19 protein-coding genes are annotated in these 19,418 nt (G+C 45.4%); 17 read left to right on the top strand and 2 right to left on the bottom strand.

The features are described from left to right. Window positions 1-31 precede the first annotated feature (31 nt). From MKY41_RS15775 to MKY41_RS15730, 10 genes are all read left to right on the top strand, one after another. Entirely contained in the window at window positions 32-1,270 is a 1,239-nt protein-coding gene (locus MKY41_RS15775; RefSeq protein ID WP_340746000.1) for an ABC transporter substrate-binding protein, read from the top strand. A 60-nt stretch (window positions 1,271-1,330) separates the two neighbouring features. Then, window positions 1,331-2,203 (top strand): branched-chain amino acid ABC transporter permease, encoded by an 873-nt coding sequence (locus MKY41_RS15770; protein ID WP_340745999.1) that lies wholly within the window; start codon window positions 1,331-1,333, stop codon window positions 2,201-2,203. Then, window positions 2,200-3,165: a branched-chain amino acid ABC transporter permease gene (locus MKY41_RS15765; protein WP_340745998.1), complete on the top strand. Its 966-nt coding sequence runs from the start codon at window positions 2,200-2,202 to the stop codon at window positions 3,163-3,165. Before MKY41_RS15770 ends, MKY41_RS15765 begins: the two co-directional genes overlap by 4 nt. Window position 3,166: 1 nt before the next feature. Beyond that, the gene (locus MKY41_RS15760; protein WP_340745997.1) at window positions 3,167-3,892 is read left to right on the top strand and encodes an ABC transporter ATP-binding protein; all 726 of its coding nucleotides are present in this window, start codon (window positions 3,167-3,169) and stop codon (window positions 3,890-3,892) included. Beyond that, window positions 3,885-4,595: an ABC transporter ATP-binding protein gene (locus MKY41_RS15755; RefSeq protein WP_340745996.1), complete on the top strand. Its 711-nt coding sequence runs from the start codon at window positions 3,885-3,887 to the stop codon at window positions 4,593-4,595. Before MKY41_RS15760 ends, MKY41_RS15755 begins: the two co-directional genes overlap by 8 nt. Window positions 4,596-4,638: 43 nt before the next feature. Beyond that, window positions 4,639-5,403, top strand: a complete 765-nt coding sequence (locus MKY41_RS15750; RefSeq protein ID WP_340745995.1) for an IclR family transcriptional regulator — start codon at window positions 4,639-4,641, stop codon at window positions 5,401-5,403. After that, window positions 5,400-6,728 (top strand): MmgE/PrpD family protein, encoded by a 1,329-nt coding sequence (locus tag MKY41_RS15745; protein ID WP_340745994.1) that lies wholly within the window; start codon window positions 5,400-5,402, stop codon window positions 6,726-6,728. The genes MKY41_RS15750 and MKY41_RS15745 overlap by 4 nt, the downstream gene beginning before the upstream one ends. Before the next feature lie 79 nt (window positions 6,729-6,807). Beyond that, entirely contained in the window at window positions 6,808-7,422 is a 615-nt protein-coding gene (locus MKY41_RS15740; protein ID WP_340745993.1) for a flavin reductase family protein, read from the top strand. Window positions 7,423-7,528: 106 nt separating this feature from the next. Further along, window positions 7,529-8,677 (top strand): CaiB/BaiF CoA transferase family protein, encoded by a 1,149-nt coding sequence (locus tag MKY41_RS15735; protein ID WP_445683354.1) that lies wholly within the window; start codon window positions 7,529-7,531, stop codon window positions 8,675-8,677. A 29-nt stretch (window positions 8,678-8,706) separates the two neighbouring features. Beyond that, window positions 8,707-9,648 carry a hydroxymethylglutaryl-CoA lyase gene (locus MKY41_RS15730; RefSeq protein WP_340745991.1) on the top strand — a complete coding sequence of 314 codons (942 nt, stop codon included), beginning with the start codon at window positions 8,707-8,709 and terminating at the stop codon, window positions 9,646-9,648. A gap of 51 nt (window positions 9,649-9,699) precedes the next feature. On the opposite strand, the gene MKY41_RS15725 is transcribed toward MKY41_RS15730, so the two are convergent. Continuing rightward, window positions 9,700-10,065 carry a hypothetical protein gene (locus tag MKY41_RS15725; protein WP_340745990.1) on the bottom strand — a complete coding sequence of 122 codons (366 nt, stop codon included), beginning with the start codon at window positions 10,063-10,065 and terminating at the stop codon, window positions 9,700-9,702. Between the two features lie 45 nt (window positions 10,066-10,110). Continuing rightward, window positions 10,111-10,587 (bottom strand): nucleoside deaminase, encoded by a 477-nt coding sequence (locus tag MKY41_RS15720; protein ID WP_340745989.1) that lies wholly within the window; start codon window positions 10,585-10,587, stop codon window positions 10,111-10,113. Window positions 10,588-10,754: 167 nt separating this feature from the next. Here MKY41_RS15720 and putP point away from each other — a divergent pair, with 167 nt between their 5' ends. The 7 genes from putP (at window position 10,755) to MKY41_RS15685 (ending at window position 19,387) form a co-directional block, all read left to right on the top strand. Continuing rightward, window positions 10,755-12,242: a sodium/proline symporter PutP gene (gene putP / locus MKY41_RS15715; RefSeq protein ID WP_340745988.1), complete on the top strand. Its 1,488-nt coding sequence runs from the start codon at window positions 10,755-10,757 to the stop codon at window positions 12,240-12,242. A 339-nt stretch (window positions 12,243-12,581) separates the two neighbouring features. Further along, window positions 12,582-13,679: an IS200/IS605 family element RNA-guided endonuclease TnpB gene (gene tnpB, locus MKY41_RS15710; RefSeq protein WP_340745987.1), complete on the top strand. Its 1,098-nt coding sequence runs from the start codon at window positions 12,582-12,584 to the stop codon at window positions 13,677-13,679. Window positions 13,680-13,949: 270 nt separating this feature from the next. Further along, window positions 13,950-15,221: a GTPase HflX gene (gene hflX / locus MKY41_RS15705; protein ID WP_340745986.1), complete on the top strand. Its 1,272-nt coding sequence runs from the start codon at window positions 13,950-13,952 to the stop codon at window positions 15,219-15,221. Between the two features lie 255 nt (window positions 15,222-15,476). Next, a complete protein-coding gene (locus MKY41_RS15700; protein ID WP_340745985.1) occupies window positions 15,477-16,406 on the top strand; it encodes a DUF6612 family protein in 930 nt (309 codons plus the stop codon). 329 nt (window positions 16,407-16,735) lie between these two features. Then, on the top strand, window positions 16,736-17,686 hold the full coding sequence (locus tag MKY41_RS15695; protein ID WP_340745984.1) for an ABC transporter permease: 951 nt from the start codon (window positions 16,736-16,738) through the stop codon (window positions 17,684-17,686). Then, window positions 17,679-18,629 (top strand): iron chelate uptake ABC transporter family permease subunit, encoded by a 951-nt coding sequence (locus MKY41_RS15690; RefSeq protein WP_340745983.1) that lies wholly within the window; start codon window positions 17,679-17,681, stop codon window positions 18,627-18,629. Before MKY41_RS15695 ends, MKY41_RS15690 begins: the two co-directional genes overlap by 8 nt. Beyond that, window positions 18,626-19,387 carry an iron ABC transporter ATP-binding protein gene (locus tag MKY41_RS15685; protein ID WP_340745982.1) on the top strand — a complete coding sequence of 254 codons (762 nt, stop codon included), beginning with the start codon at window positions 18,626-18,628 and terminating at the stop codon, window positions 19,385-19,387. The genes MKY41_RS15690 and MKY41_RS15685 overlap by 4 nt, the downstream gene beginning before the upstream one ends. Window positions 19,388-19,418 lie beyond the last annotated feature (31 nt).

Raw genomic sequence — 19,418 nt, 5'->3', positions numbered from 1 at the left:
CAAATGAACTATATAAAAGGAGGATTTAGTAATGAAGAAAAAAATGTTGTTTCTATTTATGGCAGTTCTGCTTCTAATTGCGACCGCGTGTAGTGATTCTTCGGGCAATGCAGAATCAAGTGGCAGCTCATCCGGAGGCGGGAAGGATAATGTTGTGAAAATTGGTTCTCTCCATCCATTAAGTGGGGGACTTGCAATGGAAGGGCAGGAAATGCGCGATGCAATCCGGCTGGCAGTAGAGGAAACAAACGAAGCTGGGGGAATACAATCTTTGGGGGGAGCGAAAGTAGAATTAGTTGAAGCAGATCACGAAGGTGCGCCGGAAAAAGGCGTTTCCGAAGTGAATAACTTGGAGCGAGCAGGAGTTCTTGGAATTATCGGAACCTATGCAAGCGGCGTTGCGTTGCCGGCAACACAAGAAGCTGAGCGTTCTGGCATTCCGTTCGTAATTGATATTGGTTCTGCGGATGAACTGACTGAACGGGGTTTTAAATATACTTTTCGTCTGCAGCCACCAGCCACATCTTTCTCGAAAGATTTCCTGAATTATTATGAAGAGTTGAATAAGTCGGCAGATACTCCATTGAAAACGGCAGTACTCATCCACGAAGACAGTGTATTCGGATCAAGCGTAGCTAAAGCAATTGAGGAACATGCCAATGAATATGGACTGGAAGTACTGGCTACATTGCCGCACGCTGCTTCTGCTGCAGATTTATCATCTACCATTAACCGTGTTAAATCGCTTAATCCTGATATTGTAGCTACTACAACGTATTTAAGGGATGGAGTAATGCTGGTTGAAGGATTGCACAATGCCGGCGTTAAGTCAAAAGCGATTATCGGTGTAGCTAACGGTGCATTCAGTAATGCAAGCTTCATTACAGATTCAGCAGACATTAATAATCTCATTATGGACGTCAACTATTCAATTAATCCAAAAAGCGAGCTAACGGCTGAGGTTAAAGCGAAATTTAAAGAAAAATACAATAAAAATCTAGGACCGAATGCTGCTTATTCGTATATGGCAGCTAAGGTGCTCATTGATGCAATTGAACGAGCTGGTAAAAATGATCGGGATGCTGTTCAGAAAGCACTGACTGAAACAGATTATCATGATCATATCCTACCGCAGGACTCAATCAAATTTGACGAAAAAGGACAAAACATGAATGCCAGCGCAGTTCTGAATCAAATCTTTGATGGTGAGACAAAAGTTGTTTATCCGGAAGCGTTTAAGGAAGAAGATCCGGTTTACCCTGCAAATTAACTGTATGGGAGCAAAAGATTTCTCTGCTGCTCCCATGCCTTTTAAAAAGGAGGCATAATAATGTCATTTGGTTTATTCCTTCAATCGCTGATCGATGGTTTATTAATGGGGGGAATTTATGGCCTGGTAGCAATGGGCTTAACTCTGATCTTTGGAGTTATGAAGATTATTAACTTTGCACAAGGTGCGCTCATGATGCTTGGTATGTACGTCACTTATTGGCTCTTTGCTTTAATAGGTTTGAATCCATACTTATCTATCCCCCTCAGTGCACTTGTTTTGTTTGGGGTGGGGGTACTTATTCAAAAAGGGATACTGTCCAGAATGATGGATGCTCCTGAACATAACCAACTGCTTGTAACCCTGGGCATTATGTTATTTTTGGAGAATTTCGCCCTTGTCCTATTCAGCCCCGACTTCCGCAGTATTAAGATTGAGGGAATGCCGGCAACGCTTTCGGTTCTTTCATTAAATGTACATACGGCGAAATTAATTGCATTTATCTTTGCAGTCGTCCTTGCTATTTTACTGTTCTGGTTTTTGCGGAGCACGTTTTTGGGCAAGGCGATCCGGGCCACTTCCATTGAACGGCAGGGCGCTGCCCTAGTTGGCATCAACACGAGCAAGATCAATTATATTGCGTTCGGTCTTGGCGCCGCGCTTGCTGCAGTTGCGGGAAGCTTGATCACTCCTTTTTTCTACACCTCTCCTGACGTAGGAGCAGCTTTTATATTAAAGGCATTCGTCGTTGTCGTGCTGGGCGGGCTCGGCAATTTTATCGGCGCCTTAGTCGGCGGTTTGATGATCGGAGTTGCGGAAGCCTTGGGCGGAGCCGTTCTACCGGGAAGTTTAAAAGAGTTGATGACGTATTTAATCTTTATTCTAGTGCTTTTGTTTAAGCCTAATGGTTTGTTTGGAGGGAAAGCGCGATGAAAAAATCATTTCTATTTTCCCTAATCGCTTTAATAGCCTTGGCCTGTGTACCACTGTTTGTAAAGGATCAGTATTTTATGCATATTTCTATACTTATCCTTTATTATTCATTGGTCAGTCAAGCTTGGAATATTTTGAGCGGCTACTCGGGCCAATTTTCTTTTGGTCATGCTGCTTTCTTTGGAACCGGTGCATACACTTCGTCCATCCTATTAACGAAATACTCCGTATCTCCTTGGATTGGCATGCTGATAGGTGCGGTAATTGCTGCGTTAATAGGACTGTTTATCGGCTTTCTTTCATTCCGTTATAAGCTTCGAGGCGCTTATTTTGCGCTCGGAACACTGGCTTTTGCAGAAATTCTTCGGATTATTGTTCAGAATTCCGATTACTTTAATAAAACTTTAGGCGTATTGATTACGATTAATCCGGAGCCGCTTATGTACCAATTCAGTACGAGAGTGGGATATTATTACACTATTTTAATTTTGACGGCCCTTGCCACGCTGCTAGTTTACTTTATCAGCCGATCCAGACTTGGCTATAACTTGGTCGCCATCCGGGAGAATGAAGAAGCGGCTCAATCACTTGGCGTCAATACATTTAAAAACAAGCTGGTCGCTATTTCATTGAGCGCGGCGTTAACAGCAATCGGCGGAACATTTTATGCACAGTATATTCTTTATATCGAACCGCCAACGACATTCGGTAATGATGTTTCAGTCGCCATTTTGCTTCCTGCCATTATTGGAGGTATGGGAACAATACTCGGTCCTTTTGTTGGCTCTTTGGTCATCGTTCCGCTTGGCGAAATGACAGCCAAAATTTTTGGCGGATTTGCAGGTGTCCACCTAATGGCTTATGGAATTATCCTGGTAGTTGTCATCTTATTTTTACCGGGCGGCATTGTTGGATGGATTCAGGACCGATTAAGGGCGAAGCAAATGAGAAGAGGTGATTGACATGGTTCTATTGCAATTAGAAAAGGTGACGAAACGATTTTCCGGTTTGGTCGCTGTCAATCAAGTGGATCTGACATTAAATCGAGGAGAAATACTTGGACTGATCGGACCGAACGGCGCCGGAAAAACTACTTTGTTCCACTCTATCTGCGGATTTCACCAGTCCGAAGAAGGAGTGATTGAATTTGAAGGGGAAAATATTCGTTCATTAAAACCAGAGTACATTTGTAAAAAAGGAATTGCACGGACCTTCCAAATTGTGCAGCCTTTTGGAAATCTTACATTGCTGGAAAATGTTATCGTGGGCGCGTTTAATACGGTTAGCAAGTATCAAGAGGCGAAAGAAATTGCCATGGAACAGCTCGAATACTTGGGCATGGCCGATAAGGCTCACGTACGGATGAAGGACTTAACTTTCGCCGAACAAAAGAAAGTTGAAGTAGCGCGTGCTCTGGCTACAAAACCGAAGCTGCTGTTTTTAGATGAGGTCATGTCGGGATTGAACCCGTCGGAAGTAAACGAGTTTATCGAGCTGATCAAAGACATTCGAAACAAAGGAATTACCATTTTATTCATCGAGCACTTGATGTCCGCTGTCATGGCATTATCGGATCGTGTGGTTGTTATGCATCTCGGCCAAAAAATAGCGGAGGGAAGGCCGGAAGAAGTAACGAAGGACCCAAGAGTGGTGGAGGCCTATCTAGGGGAGGAGTTAAAACATGCTTAAAGTATCTAACTTAGTAGCCGGCTATGGAAATATACAAATATTGCGGAACCTCTCTTTTGAAGTAAAACGGGGTGAACTTGTTACGATATTAGGAACGAACGGAGCGGGAAAAACAACAACGATGAGAGCCATTTCTGGAATCCTCCCCCTTACATCGGGAGAGATTCATTTTGACGGCCAGCCAATCCACAAAAAGACGACCGAACAAATTGTGAAAAGTGGATTGATTCAAGTGCCCGAAGGCAGAAAGCTTTTTTCGGATATGACGGTACTGGAGAATCTGGAGTTGGGCGCTTTTACAAAGCATACAAGAAAGAACCTCCAGAAAAACATGGACTATTGCTTCGAGTTGTTTCCCATTTTGAAAGAGAGAAAAACACAGATTGCCGGAACGATGAGTGGCGGCCAACAGCAAATGCTGGCGATCGGCCGAGCGCTGATGTCTGAGCCTAAACTTCTCATTCTGGATGAGCCGTCCATTGGTCTGTCTCCGTTGCTGACCCAGCAAGTATTTGATATCATTTCTGAAATCAAAGAGAACGGAGTGACGGTCCTGCTGGTGGAGCAAAACGTCAATCAGGCATTATCCCACGCCGATCGGGGATACGTGCTAGAAAACGGAGAAATTGTCATGGAAGGTATGGCAAAAGACTTATTGAATGATGAAAAGCTGAAAGCATCCTACTTGGGTATCACGACATAGTCGCTCTTTGTTCTCGAAGCAGAAAGATAGGTGCAAATTTATTATGAACAAATCTATGGAGAAAATGTTTGAGATTTTAGCTTTATACACGATGGAGCGGACGAGTTTGTCGATTAGTGAAATCCAGGAGGAATTAGGACTTCCGAAAAGTACGGTATTCCGCATCTTAAACACACTGGAGAAAGGAAACTTCATTGAAAAAAATGAAGATAACCATCGCTATTCTTTAAGTTTTCAATTTTTTCGGCTCGGCAGCATTTACCAAAGCCAATTGGATTTTCGCACGGTCGCTTTACCAATTATGAAAAAGCTGGCGGAAGATTCGTCGGAAACCGTAGAGCTGAATATCATTGATCAATTGAGCCGGGTGTGCATTGAAAAAATTGACAGCCCATTGGCAGTCCGAAACTTTGTAAGGGTAGGTGAACGGAAGCCGTTGCATTTAGGGGCTTCAGGAAAGATTCTAATTGCTTTTTTACATGACGAGGAAAGAGAACAAACGGTTCGGCTACTGGAAGAAAAGCATGAGACCGAGCTGAGCAAATTGAGAAAGGATTTAGTTGAAATCCGTCAGAATGGCTATGCATTTACGACCGGCGAAAGAGTGCCGGGCAGCTTTGCTATTGCAGCCCCGATTTACGAAAGCAATGGAGAATCCACTGCAAGCATTACACTAGCAGGCCCGATCCAAAGACTTTCTCCCGAACGGGAACAACATTTGATTCAGTTATTGATGAGGAGCTCAAAAGAAATCTCCGAACGGCTGGGCTACTTCCAGGCGGGAGGAAAAAAAGAGGGTAGTTTATGAAGCGATTAATTGGACGGATTGTGCAAGCAGCTCCCGATGACATCGGCGAACAGACGATGGAATCTGCAAAAAAAGTATTGCTTGATACGTTAGGTTCCCTAATTTTAGGGATGAAGGAAGCTAGCATACAAAACCTTTTAGCTCCGTACAAATTATTCGGCCCCGGCCCCTATGCCGTGCTTGGAACAGATGTCAGGCTGGATCTTTTTTCAGCTGCGTTTGTCAACGGCACTGCATCCGTTGCGGTGGAGCTTGATGAAGGCAACCAATGGAGCAAAGGGCATCCGGCTGCGCATGTCGTGCCTGCCATGCTTACTTACGTTCAAACTAAACAGCAATATGACGGGCGGTTATTTCTGAGTAATTTAATAAAATCCTATGAATTATGCTCCTATTTCGGAAGAGCGACAACACTGCAGCCTGAAGCACATGCTCATGGTACATGGGGAGTTTCAGGAGCCGCGGGAAGCATATTGCTGATGGATCAAGTCGGAGAAGAATCATTGCAAGAAGGGCTGCAAATTAGCGCTTCTTTTGCTATGCCGACTAGGTGGACGGCTGCTCTGGAAGGATCGCCGCTCCGCAATGTATATGCCGGCCAGGCGGCAGAATCGGGAATTAAGACAGCGGCCTTGCTGCAGGCCGGTTACCGCGCGCCAAATCAAAATATCGAATATGTCTTCGGCCAAATAATTGGGCAGGCTTTTCAGCCCGATTGCATGAGCGGAGTGATGGATGGCTGGGATATTGACCGCAATTATTTCAAATCCCATGCGTTTTGCCGCTATGCGCACGCCCCTCTGGAAGCATTCCAGGCAATTGTCCAAGAACATGGCATTAGGCCGGAGGACATCCGTAAAATTGATGTATTTACGTACCAGCGGGCAGCTACTCTGAATAGCAGCCAGTATCATAATGCCTTGTCCGCCAAGTTCAGCATTCCATTCGCGCTTTCCTCCTGGCTATACACTGATTCTTCGGCCCACTCTATTTTTAACGAAGATGTTTTGCAAAACAGCGTCATCCGGGATCTTGCGGAGAAAGTCGAAGTGAGGGCATCTGCCGCTCTCGAGGTGGATTATCCGACCATAATGCCGGCTGAAGTGGTTGTTTTCTTGAATACGGGCGAGGTTTTCAAGAAAAGATTGGATAATGCATTGGGCGGTCCTGAAGAGGTTTATAGCTTATCGCATATTATTCATAAGTTTAAAGAAAATAGCAACGGAACTTATGCCGAGGACCGACAGGAAGAAATAGTAGATTGGATAGTAAACATGGAGAATAAGCAAAATATGAAAGAATTGATCGACCTGGTTTGTTTATAAAAGCCATGCCTTATTCCGAACGGGGGTGTAAAGTCGCCGGATGAGGGAGATCCGCCCCTTTCTGCCGGCGGCAAAGCGTATGATATATGAAATGGAAACCCTTAGTGAAAGAGAAAAATATCGTGTCATGACAAGCTGTATCGTGCCGCGCCCGATTGCCTGGATTACAACAGCAGATGAAAATGGCCTTGCCAATGCGGCACCGTTCAGTTTCTTTACAGGAGTTTCAATCGATCCTCCGCTCGTCATATTCGCTGCGGAACGGAGACAAACAAAGAAAAAAGATACGGTTCGCAATATTGAGGCAACGGGCCAATTTGTTATTAATCTGGTGACCGTCGCCAATGTGGATCAAATGAATGAAACATCCAAAGATTATCTTCCTAATGAAGATGAATTGAAAAAAGCCAATTTAAGCGCCGTTCCATCCAAATTTGTTTCGCCTCCTTCTATAAAAGAGTCGCCCATCCGTATGGAATGTGTGCTCGAACGGATTATTGAAATCGGATCTTCTCCCCATAGCCTGGTCATCGGAGAGGTGAAGGCTGTCGAAGTGCAGGATGGGCTCATTCAAGGAAACAGAATTGATATGAAGCAGCTCGAAGCAGTCGGTCGGATGGGCGGAAAATGGTATGTTAAAACAGATCATTTATTCGAACTGGACCGGTTGGATTGGAGGAAGGAAGAGGTTTGAAATTGGGAGATGCTGGCGTACTGCAATGAAAGGAGAATGAGATGTGAACAGACAACATGAAAAACATGGTCCTTTATCTGGCATCCGCATTTTGGATTTGTCGACAATGATTGCTGCTCCATTTGGAGCGACCTTGCTTGGAGACTTTGGTGCAGAAGTGATCAAAGTAGAGATGCCCGGCAAGGGAGATTCCTTGCGCAGAATGGGCCCCTTTAAAGGTGATGAACCGCTTCGCTGGCCGGGATTGGCGAGAAACAAGAGATCGTTGACTTTGGATTTGCACGGCGAAGAGGGACAGGAAATTTTAAAAAAACTCGTTGCCAAATCGGATGTTGTCATAGAGAATTTCCGACCCGGCACTTTAGAGAAATGGAATGTGGGATACGAAGATCTGAAAAAAGTGAATGAAGACTTAATTATGATCCGCGTAACCGGGTATGGGCAAACCGGTCCGTATTCTCCAAAAGCTGGATTTGGAACGCCTGCGACTGCTTTTAGCGGGTATACGTATTTACAGGGATATACGGACCGCCCGCCAATCAGCCCTTCTTTTTCATTGCTTGATTATATAACAGGGGTGTACGTTGCGTTTGCTACATCGACGGCACTTTATTACCGAGATGCAGCGGAGGGGACAGGCCAATACGCAGATATTGGGCTGTATGAGTCCGTGTTTCGAATGATGGAATTCCTTGTTATTGATTACGATCAGAATGGTGTCATTAAAGAGCGCTCTCCTGGTCTGAGCGGGCATTCGAGTCCGGCAGGCACGTTTCAGACGAAAGATGGACATTGGATTGTTCTCGTCACCTCTTCCGACCGGACGTTTGAGCGGCTGGCCCAAGCGATGGACCGGGAAGATATGCTGTCCGATGACCGTTTTTACACCAACGCTGTCCGGTTGCAGCATTTTGATCTGACTAATGGCATCGTGGCCGATTGGGTGAAATCGAAAGATCGAGATGAGCTGCAAAAGCTACTAGATGAATACGGTGTTCCGATCAGTTCGATTAATAGTATCGAAGACATTTTTGAGGATGAACATTACAAAGCTCGTGAAAATATTGTAGAAATCGAACACCCGCGGCTCGGCAAAGTAAAAATGCCGGGAATTGTGCCTAAGTTTTCCGAAACGCCGGGCTCCATCCGCAATGTGGGTCCGGACTTGGGCGCAGATACGAACGCCATTTTGAAAGATTTGGCAGGTTTGACTGATCAAGAGATTCAGTCATTGAAAGAGAATAGTATAGTCTGACTCGTTTCTATAAGAAGGGAGGAAAACAATTGAGCAATCGTCCAATTACCATTACAGAAGTTTGTCCGCGAGATGGCTTCCAAAGTATGCCGGAAACGATACCGACTGATGAAAAAGTAGAGATTATTAACCGAATATTTGATTGCGGCTTCAAGCAAGTCGAAGTGACATCGTTTGTCCATCCGAAAGCGATCCCACAAATGAGGGACGCCGACGAAGTGTTGCAGCGAATTAACCGGCCAAAAGATGTGATTTTACGGGCGCTTGTACCAAATTTGCGAGGGATGGAGCGCGCGATTGCCGCCAAAGTGGATAAAGTAAAGCTGATGTTATCCGCTTCGGATTCTCATAGCTTGAACAATGCAAATGCTCATACATTCCAAGCGATGGAAGGATTTAAACCATTGGTGGAACGAGCTAAAGGGACGGACGTCAAAATTGGCGGTTCCATATCCGTCGCGTTCGGCTGTCCGTATGAGGGCGAAGTACCGATCAAGCGGCATCTGGAAATTTGCAAACGTTATGAGCAATTGGGTATTACAGACATTTCATTGGCAGACACGACCGGGATGGCCAACCCGTTTCAAGTAAAGCGGATTCTTCGCGAGCTGAGAGAGCATTATCCAAGCTTTCATTTTTCACTTCATCTGCATAATACACGCGGAATGGCTTTTGCCAATGCAGTCGCCGGATTCGAAGAAGGGGTTACCGATTTTGACAGTTCGATTGCAGGCTTTGGCGGCTGTCCATACGCGCCGGACGCTAGTGGTAACATCGCCACGGAGGATTTAGTCCATGGGTTTGAGGAGATGGGAATTGCGACAGCAATTGATCTGGATAAGGTTATTGAGTTGGCTAAAGATTTGCAGGAGCGGTACCCCGCACAGGCAGACAGCTTTATTTTGAAAGCCGGTAAGTGTTCAGATCTTCATATTGCACCCTCTGCCCAACAAAAAATAGGCGGTCAATAAAGAGTAATAAAGAAGCGTATTCCTTGCCAACCTCAAGGAATACGCTCTTTCTCATTCATATAGCTTATTTTCGAATGAGCCATCTTCATGATAAATAGATAACACGCCGTTTTGATCATTGACGTACGGTTTTGCTTTTTCCAATAACTCGTGTTTAGTTGTTTCTTTAAAAATGGCACGTGCCCCGTCAGCTTTTATTAAAATCCAGTCATTTTGCCGTGGTTTCACTTCATATTCTGGACGGTCGCCATTTTCGCCGTGGATATATTCCCTAGCTTTGGCCGTGGCAATCGCAATCGCCCGGCTTTCCTCGTAGTTTTCTTTTAACAAGGCATTCGCAATTTCAATCGCCTTTCCTCGGACTTCCGGCTCCAAGTTCTTAAAAGAAGCGGGATAGTCCTGATCGTTCCAAGGCATTTCATATCGCCTCCTTACAAATTCATTTCCCTTCTCATTTCCAAATTAAACGTCCGAATTCCCGTGAAATTGATTCCATTCATGAAAGGGAGAGAGGGCGTTGGCCGTTTTTAATTGGATAAACGGAACTCGGCGGTCTTCTGGGGCTTTCGATTGGTCCAGGAAATAAGCGGCGAGCGGATTCGTGAACTGGGCTTCGTCTAACGCCTCCGATTTGCTGCACGCATAATATATCGTTCCGACGGTGGACCAGTAAGCGGCGCCGAGGCACATCGGGCAAGGTTCGCCGCTAGCATAAAGGGTGCAATCGGATAAATCGATAGTGCCGAGAAAAGCACAGGCTTCCCGAATGGCGAGCAATTCAGCATGTGCGGAAGGATCGTTTTCGATATGTACACGATTGGTGCCGCGGCCGATGACTTTCCCGTCTTTTACAACGATTGCTGCGAACGGACCGCCCCCTTTTCTCACATTCTCCAATGCCATATCAATCGTTTCTTGTAACCATTTTTCATGACGCATAACGTCTCCTCCTTGTCGAATAGGGTTTATTTCCCGGGAAATTTCGCGGTGTTAGAATCAATTTGTCGTTTCATGTCCATCATACAACATGTTAGAGGGCAATTGGGATTCCGTGATAATTGATATGGGTATAGATTGTTATAAGCAGTAGTCAGGAGGAGATCGATTTGACGAATGAGATGTATCAACTGATTGCCATTGTCTTATATATGGCCGCTATGCTCTTCATTGGTTGGTATGCGTTCAGGCGTACGTCCAACTTGACGGATTACATGCTAGGAGGCCGTTCTTTGGGTCCTGCTGTTACGGCACTTAGTGCGGGGGCAGCCGATATGTCGGGCTGGCTATTGATGGGGCTCCCGGGGGCCATTTATACTGCGGGTCTTGGCGAAGCTTGGATTGCAATCGGTTTGACGATTGGAGCGTATTTGAACTGGTTGCTTGTCGCACCGCGACTCCGTGTCTATACTCAAGTTTCTAATGACTCGATCACGATTCCAAGTTATTTGGAAAACCGGCTCAAGGATAAATCCCGTTTTTTACGCATCGCATCTGGAATTATTATTCTCATTTTCTTTACATTCTATGTTTCCTCCGGCATGGTAGCAGGCGGGAAATTTTTTCTGAGCTCTTTCGGTTTAAGCTATCATGCAGGCGTATTGATCGTATCAGCCGTTGTAATCGCGTACACATTATTTGGTGGATTTTTGGCAGTCAGTTACACCGACGCGGTTCAAGGGTTTATTATGTTTTTTGCTTTAATACTTGTTCCGATTGTCGGAGTTTTTATAACAGGCGGCTTTTCGGAAACTGCAGCCACGATTCGTGAGGTGAACCCGCAATTATTAAATCTAGTGTCCGGAGCTACGTTTTTGGGGATTTTATCTTCTATAGCGTGGGGGCTCGGGTATTTCGGACAACCCCATATCATCGTTCGTTTCATGGCAATCAGTTCGGTAAAAGAGACCAAGAGCGCGCGTCGAATTGGGATCAGCTGGATGCTGTTCAGTCTTGTCGGAGCAATTGCGACAGCGCTTGTCGGGATCGCCTATTACCGCCAACATGTGGATGCGACTTTAGTGGATAGCGAGACGGTGTTCATCGCGCTCGGCCAGATCATTTTTCACCCGTTCATTGCTGGGATTATGCTAGCTGCCGTTTTGGCCGCCGTTATGAGTACAATTTCATCTCAGTTGATCGTCACTTCGTCTGCATTGATCGAAGACTTGTACAAAGCGGTTTACAAGTCGGACGCATCGGACCAGCACTACGTCTTTCTAGGGAGGATGGCCGTACTTGTCGTTTCCGTTGTTGCGCTCATCTTGGCTTGGCCTAATAAAGAATCTATCTTGAAACTAGTGTCCTTCGCTTGGGCCGGGTTCGGTGGGGCATTCGGGCCCATCATCCTCCTATCCCTATACTGGCATAAAATTACGGCAAAAGGAGCGCTTTGGGGGATGGTGGCGGGCGCGATCACAGTCGGCGTTTGGGGAAATATTAAGGTGTTAACGGATACTCTTTATGAGATTGTCCCGGGGTTCCTGATCTGTCTAGTCGTCACCTACTTGGTCAGCTTGGCGACATACCGTCCAGATCCTGAGATCGAGAGAGAGTTCAATGAGACGTTGGAGCTGTTGGAAAAGGAAAGATCATAAGGGGGAGAGGTCTTCCGGGCGGCCTTTTGTTCGGTTGCTTCTTGCCTTGCCGCCATCATTGTTATCGCATCCCTTTGAAAACCAATGAGCGCACTCACGTGACTTCAGTCATGAGTTAGCGAATGCCCTTGATTTACTTTGCTGCTGCACATGTCTAGTATCATATGTAGGGTGATAAATGTAGATAAAGCCAATAAAGGAAGAGGATATGTCTATATGTTGCACTATCATATTGTATGGTGTGTAAAATACAGGCATACGATCCTGTGACAACACCGAAAAACAAATGAAGCATTACATTCAAAACCAGCAGATGAATCACAGATAAGGAGGGATCACATGCTGAAAGCCTATAAATACAGATTGTATCCAAACGCGGAACAAAAAGAGTTCTTCGCGAAGTCTTTCGGCTGTGTCCGCTTTATTTACAACCAAATGCTGGCTGACCGAATGGGACTGTATGAAAGATACAAGGATGACAAGGACCAGCTCAAACTGCATAAACCGAGAACATACACTTCGTTTAAAAGAGAATTCGACTTCCTGAACGAAGTGGATAACCTGGCTTTAGCGAATGCCCAGTTGGATTTAAAAGCCGCTTACAGGAAATTCTTTAAAGAAGGCGCTGGCTTTCCAAAATTCAAGTCGAAGCACAGAAGTAAAAAGTCGTACAAAACAAACAATCAAGGCGGCAATATCCGCATAGAAGGCAATCAAGTCAAATTGCCCAAAATTGGTTTCGTGAAGATCAAATATCATCGACCATTCGACGGTTTGATTAAGTCGTGCACGGTCAGTCAGACACCTACCGGAAAATACTTTATTTCCGTTTTAGTGGAGATGGAAGAGGCTGACTGGATTCCTGCTACAAACAAAATCGGAATCGATTTAGGTTTGTCAGACTTCGCCATTACAACGAATGATGACGGCAGGAGTGAAAAATACAGCAATCCGAAGTTTCTCAGAAAGTCTGAGAAACAGCTGATCAAAGTGCAAAAAGCGCTTAGCAGAAAGAAAGCCGGAAGCAAAAACAGAGAGAAAGCCCGCTTATTATTGGCCAAGAAGCATGAGAAGATTGCCAATCAGCGAAAAGACTTCCTTCATAAATTGTCTTACAAGATAACTAACGAAAACCAAGTAATTGTTATCGAAACTTTAAAATCATCGAATCTGTTACAGAACCGCAAACTGTCCAAGTCAATTTCCGACGTAGGCTGGTATGAATTCACCAGACAGCTGGCGTATAAATCCGCCTGGCTTGGCCGCACGCTCATCCAGGCGGATCAATGGTTTGCTTCTACCCAAACATGCAGTGTATGTGAACATAAAGGCGAGAAATTGTCGCTGAACATCAGAGAGTGGACCTGTACAAATTGCCAATCCACACACGACAGGGACATCAACGCCAGCCGAAACCTGCTCAAGCTGGCGAATTAATAACACACGGGGAGGGTTCACCCCTTTGAGCTTGGTCAATTTAGATGGCTGACAAAAGCATCTACTACCCAAGAAGCTCGTCACTTTAGTGATGAGAGGTTCACACATGCTATCATTTGAAGCAATGGAATTCCGCTAATAGGAGGTTTCATTCAAATGAAATTATGCGTACAGATGGAAAAGAGCGCTTTCTACGGATAAGAGCACGTTTTGAAAATGAAAGGATATGGTAAGATAGGAAATAGCATCTTTTCCGGAAGGGGTCGTAGGATGGATATATTGGTGGAATACGCAATCCTTGTCGGAGTCCATGAGCAAACTGACGAGCATTTCGATTATACAATGGAAGAATTGAAAAATTTGGCGGAAGCGATTGATGTAGAAGTTGTCGGGATGGTGACGCAAAATTTAGAAAGACGCCATCCTTCTTTATACGTCGGCAAGGGGAAAGTTGGAGAGATTCGGCATTTATATGAGGAAACCGATGCTAACCTTGTCATTTTCAATGATGAACTGACGCCATCCCAAATTCGTAATATGGAGCAGGAGCTGGAATGTAAAGTGATCGACCGGACGATGCTCATCCTCGATATTTTCGCGAGACGGGCCCGGACGAAAGAGTCTCGAATGCAGGTCGAGCTGGCGCAGCTGCAATATACGTTGCCGCGTCTGGTCGGGTTGCGTGCATCCCTTAGCCGGCAAGGGGGCGGGACGGGCGGCGGTTTCCAGAATAAAGGGGCCGGGGAGACGAAATTGGAGCTCGACCGCCGGAAAATCGAAGACCAGATCGCCAAACTGCGCCGGGATTTGGAGCAAATGAAGGACCAGCGCGAAACCCAGCGCAAGCAGAGGAAAAAGAGCGGAACGCCAGTCGTTTCCATCGTCGGCTATACGAACGCGGGGAAATCCACGTTGATGAACAAATTGCTCGCCAAAATGGATCCGGAGCATGCGAAACAGGTATTTGAGGAAGACATGCTCTTTGCGACACTGGATACATCCGTCCGGAGAGTGAAGCTTATTGATAATAAACAATTCATCTTGACGGATACAGTCGGATTCGTTTCGAAATTGCCGCATCATCTCGTGAAAGCATTCCGCTCAACATTGGAGGAAGCGCGGGACGCTGATCTGCTTTTACATGTCGTGGATGTGTCGAATGCGGAGTACCAATTCATGATGAATGTGACCAATGACACACTTCACGATGTTGGGGTGGAAAATGTGGAAACGTTGAAGGTGTACAATAAAGCAGATCTAGCCAATATTCCCTATCCGGAAGTCCGGGGCGACAGCGTTTGGATTTCAGCGAAAGAGGAAGCGGGTCTTGAAGAGCTGATCAGTTTGATCAAGAAAAAGATCTTTGAACAATATGTCACCTGTAAATTGCTCGTTCCGTTTGAACGGGGAGATGTCGTCGCCTATTTGAACGACAAAGCGACTGTGAAAAATACGGAATATGAAGAGGACGGCACACTGTTGACCGTGGAGATGGATATCATGGAACGAGAGCGTTTCGAGGAATTTATTATCAGCCATTAAAAAAGCTGCACCCTATTCTGAATGGGGTGCAGTTTTCACTTAAAGAGAAAGGTGGTGGGATAATAGAAGTATACCCAATCCTTTTCGAGGTTAAACCAGACTTTCCATAGGAGGTAAGAGTACGTCGAATGGCTTAAGGGATATGAATAAGACGTTTGATTCAAAAATGAAATTCTGCAAAAAAGATGGAACTCTTCGTCGGCAGGACCGTATGAATGAGAGAGCTGTAAATAGTTTAGAAAGGGTGGAGTAGATTTGAAAAATTGGTTGAAAGGGCTGGCCATCGTCATGTTGGCACTAGCTTTAAGCGCATGTAATTCGACGGCGACACCGAAAACGGAGACTCCTGCAGATCCGGAACCGAATACAAATGAGGAAACTGACAAGGAAGCGAATGAGGAGGCCGATGAGCAAAGCGAGCTGACGGCTATGGAAGTCTATGAGAAGGCGATGGAAGCTTCTGAAGATTTGAAGAGCATGCACGCCAAAATGGACATCCAACAGAAAATCGAGGTTCCTAGCGAAGACTTGAAGATGGATAGCAAGATCAAGATGGATATGGACATGATCATGGAGCCGCTTGCCATGTATCAAAAGATGAACATGGACATGGGTGAGCAAGGTGCCATGGCTACAGAAATTTACATGACAGACGCAGGATTCTTCATGTTTGATCCTGAATCTGAGCAATGGCTGAAATTCCCGAAAGAAATGTCGGACGATATGATGGAACAAATGGGAGGCGGAACGGATCCGACTCCAGACATGGAAATGTTCAAAGAGTTCACGGACGACTTCCAGTTCGAGCAGACTGACGATGAGTTCATCTTGACTCTTTCCGCGGAGGGCGAAAAATTCAACAGCTTGATGAAGAAAGCAATCGCGGACAGCATGCCAGCGGGTATGGAGATGGGTGAGGAAGAAGCTGAATTGATGGAAAACATGAACGTCAAAAGTTTGAATTTCGAGATTTTCATTGATAAGGAGACATTCCAAACGAACGCATTCAATATGGATATGGACATGACGATGGCCGTAGAAGGTCAAGAAATGCACATTATCCAACAGATGAAGTCGATCATCAGCCAAATCAATGAAATCGATAAAATCGATGTTCCACAAGATGTCCTGGACAACGCTGTAGACATTACGGAAGCGATGGAATCACAAGAAGTCGCACAATAAATGAAATGAAACGCCGGCCCATTGCGCCGGCGTTTTTCTATGGAAGGATACTGATTATTTATCATGAAAGATAGGATAAGGCGGCCTCCCTAGCCGTCCTACTATTCATTAATAAATGTCATAAACTTGGCATAATTATTCTCCGCCTCTACTGTATTGACTTGAAGCGATTCCCCTCTCAAAGAAACAAATCAAGGCTATAATCAATGATAATCATTTTCAATTATGGATTGACACGTTTTTCTGACATGATATAATTAGGTTACAGTCGACTGATAATCATTTTCATTTATTGAAGTCGGGTGCAAATAAACGATACCGGGGATCTTATGAAGAAACGTTACTTGATCATCGCTTTAATCATCCTATCATTCCTATCTCTTTTCGTAGGAGTGAGCCATATTTCACCGATGGATCTGCTAGATTTCCAGTCGGAAGAGACGGAGATATTTTTAATCAGCCGTTTGCCAAGACTTGTTGCCATTCTGCTCGCCGGAGCGGGGATGAGTATCGCAGGTCTTATTATGCAGCAGTTGAGCCGAAATAAGTTCGTTTCACCGACAACAGCTGGTACATTGGACGCGACGCGGCTCGGAATTTTGGTTTCGATGCTATTGTTCGCAAACGCCTCGACACTAGAGAAAATGGTTGTCGCCTTTGCATTTGCGCTTGCCGGCACGCTGTTGTTCATGCAAATCTTGGACCGTATCAAGTTCAAGGACGCGATTTTCATTCCACTCGTCGGGTTGATGTTCGGGAATATCTTGTCGTCGATCACTACGTTCTTCGCTTATAAAGCGAATGTGATCCAAAACATGTCGGCTTGGTTACAGGGCGATTTCTCGATGATCATGAAGGGACGTTACGAACTTCTATACATAAGCATACCGGTGCTTATCATTACGTATTTGTATGCGAACCGCTTTACGGTTGCGGGGATGGGAGAGGACTTTTCCAAAAACCTCGGTCTCGCTTATAAACGGATTGTCAATATTGGATTGATCTTGGTGGCGCTCATTACGACAACTGTTGTGTTGACCGTCGGCATGATTCCGTTTTTAGGACTGATCATTCCGAATATCGTTTCGATTTTCAAAGGAGATCATTTACAGAAAACCTTGCCGCATACGGCGTTGCTCGGCGCGATTTTCTTGCTCATCTGTGACATACTCGGACGGATCCTCATTTATCCGTACGAGATTTCCATCAGCTTGATGGTCGGCGTTATCGGCAGTGCGATCTTCCTCTACTTGCTGTTTAGGAGGAAGGCGTATGCGTAACTCAACGAAAATACTATTATTAACAGTTTTTGCGGCCGTTTTTTGTGGTCTCTACCTGTTTCAAGGATTGAATGGAAGCTTTGACTATGCGTTACCGCGTCGGGGCATCAAGGTGTTAGCGATGGTTATCACAGGTGTTGCGATTGCCTACTCGACTGTCATCTTCCAGACAATCACTCATAATCGGATCTTGACGCCGAGCATCATGGGACTCGATTCACTCTATCTTTTATTGCAAACCGTCGTCATCTTCTTCCTCGGTTCGGGGCATGTGACGGTCGTCAATAAACATGTGAATTTCATCTTGTCCGTGGCGACCATGATCGTATTTGCGCTTCTCTTGTATCGTTTCCTGTTCAAGTCGGGCAGACAGCCGATCTACTTCTTGCTGTTGGTCGGTATCATCGTCGGAACGTTCTTCGGTAGTATCTCGACGTTCCTGCAAGTATTGATCGATCCGAACGAGTTTTTACGGGTGCAAGATAAAATGTTTGCGAGCTTCAATAACGTCAGCGGGGAACTGGTCTGGTGGGCACTTGGCTTTGTCGCAATCGCCCTTGTCATCGGATGGCGTTCGATGGATGAACTCGATGTTCTTTCACTTGGAAGAGATACGGCCATCAATCTTGGCGTTTCCTATGACAAAGTCGTTAAGATGATGCTCATCCTATCCGCGGTGCTCATATCGGTATCCACTGCGCTTGTTGGACCGATCACGTTTTTCGGTTTGATCGTCGCGAATCTTTCTTATCAATTTTTCAAAACATATAAGCATTCCATTCTAATTATCGGTGCCTCTGTCATGAGTGTAATCGCCCTAGTCGGTGGGCAATGGGTCGTCGAACGGGTCTTCACCTTTTCCACGACACTCAGTGTCATCATCAACTTCATCGGCGGCGTTTATTTCATCTATCTATTATTGAAGGAGAGTCGATCCACATGATCCAAGTCCGGGAACTATCGAAGTTTTATGGAAAAAAAGCGGTCGTTGAAAAGGTGTCCGTCAATATTCATCGAGGGAAGATCACGTCTTTCATCGGACCGAATGGGGCAGGGAAGTCGACACTCCTTTCAATGGTTAGCCGTCTCCTGGATGCGGATACCGGAGAAGTGCTGGTAGACAACGACAATGTCCGGAAAATGAAATCGAACGACTTCTCCAAAAGGGTTTCGATTTTAAAGCAGTCCAACTTCATGAATGTTCGCCTGACAATCCGGGAACTCGTTTCCTTCGGACGATTCCCACACTCAAAAGGGAGATTGACAGCGGAAGATATCCGCATCGTCGATCAGGCGATGGATTATATGGAACTGATGGATATGCAGCACAGTTATATGGATGAGTTGTCGGGCGGACAGCGCCAGCGTGCATTCATCGCCATGACGATCGCTCAGGACACCGATTATATTTTATTGGATGAACCGCTCAACAACCTGGATATGAAACATTCCGTGCAAATCATGAAGATCTTGAGAAGGCTTGTGGATGACTTAGGGAAAACGGTCGTCATCGTCCTGCATGACATCAACTTCGCTTCCGTTTATTCGGACCGGATTGTTGCGTTGAAAGACGGGCGCGTCGTCAAAGATGGTTTGACCCACGAAATCATCGACTCGGATGCCTTGAGAGAGATCTATGACATGGAAATTCCGATCAAAAAAATGAATAACTGTCGAATTTGTGTGTACTTTAATTCGTGAGTAACCGTGTATATTAAAAATGAAAACTAAT

The sequence above is a fragment of the Sporosarcina sp. FSL W7-1349 genome (assembly GCF_038003045.1).
GTDB lineage: Bacteria > Bacillota > Bacilli > Bacillales_A > Planococcaceae > Sporosarcina.
Note: the sequence above shows the minus strand (reverse complement) of the source record. Positions and strands in the feature narration are given on the sequence as shown.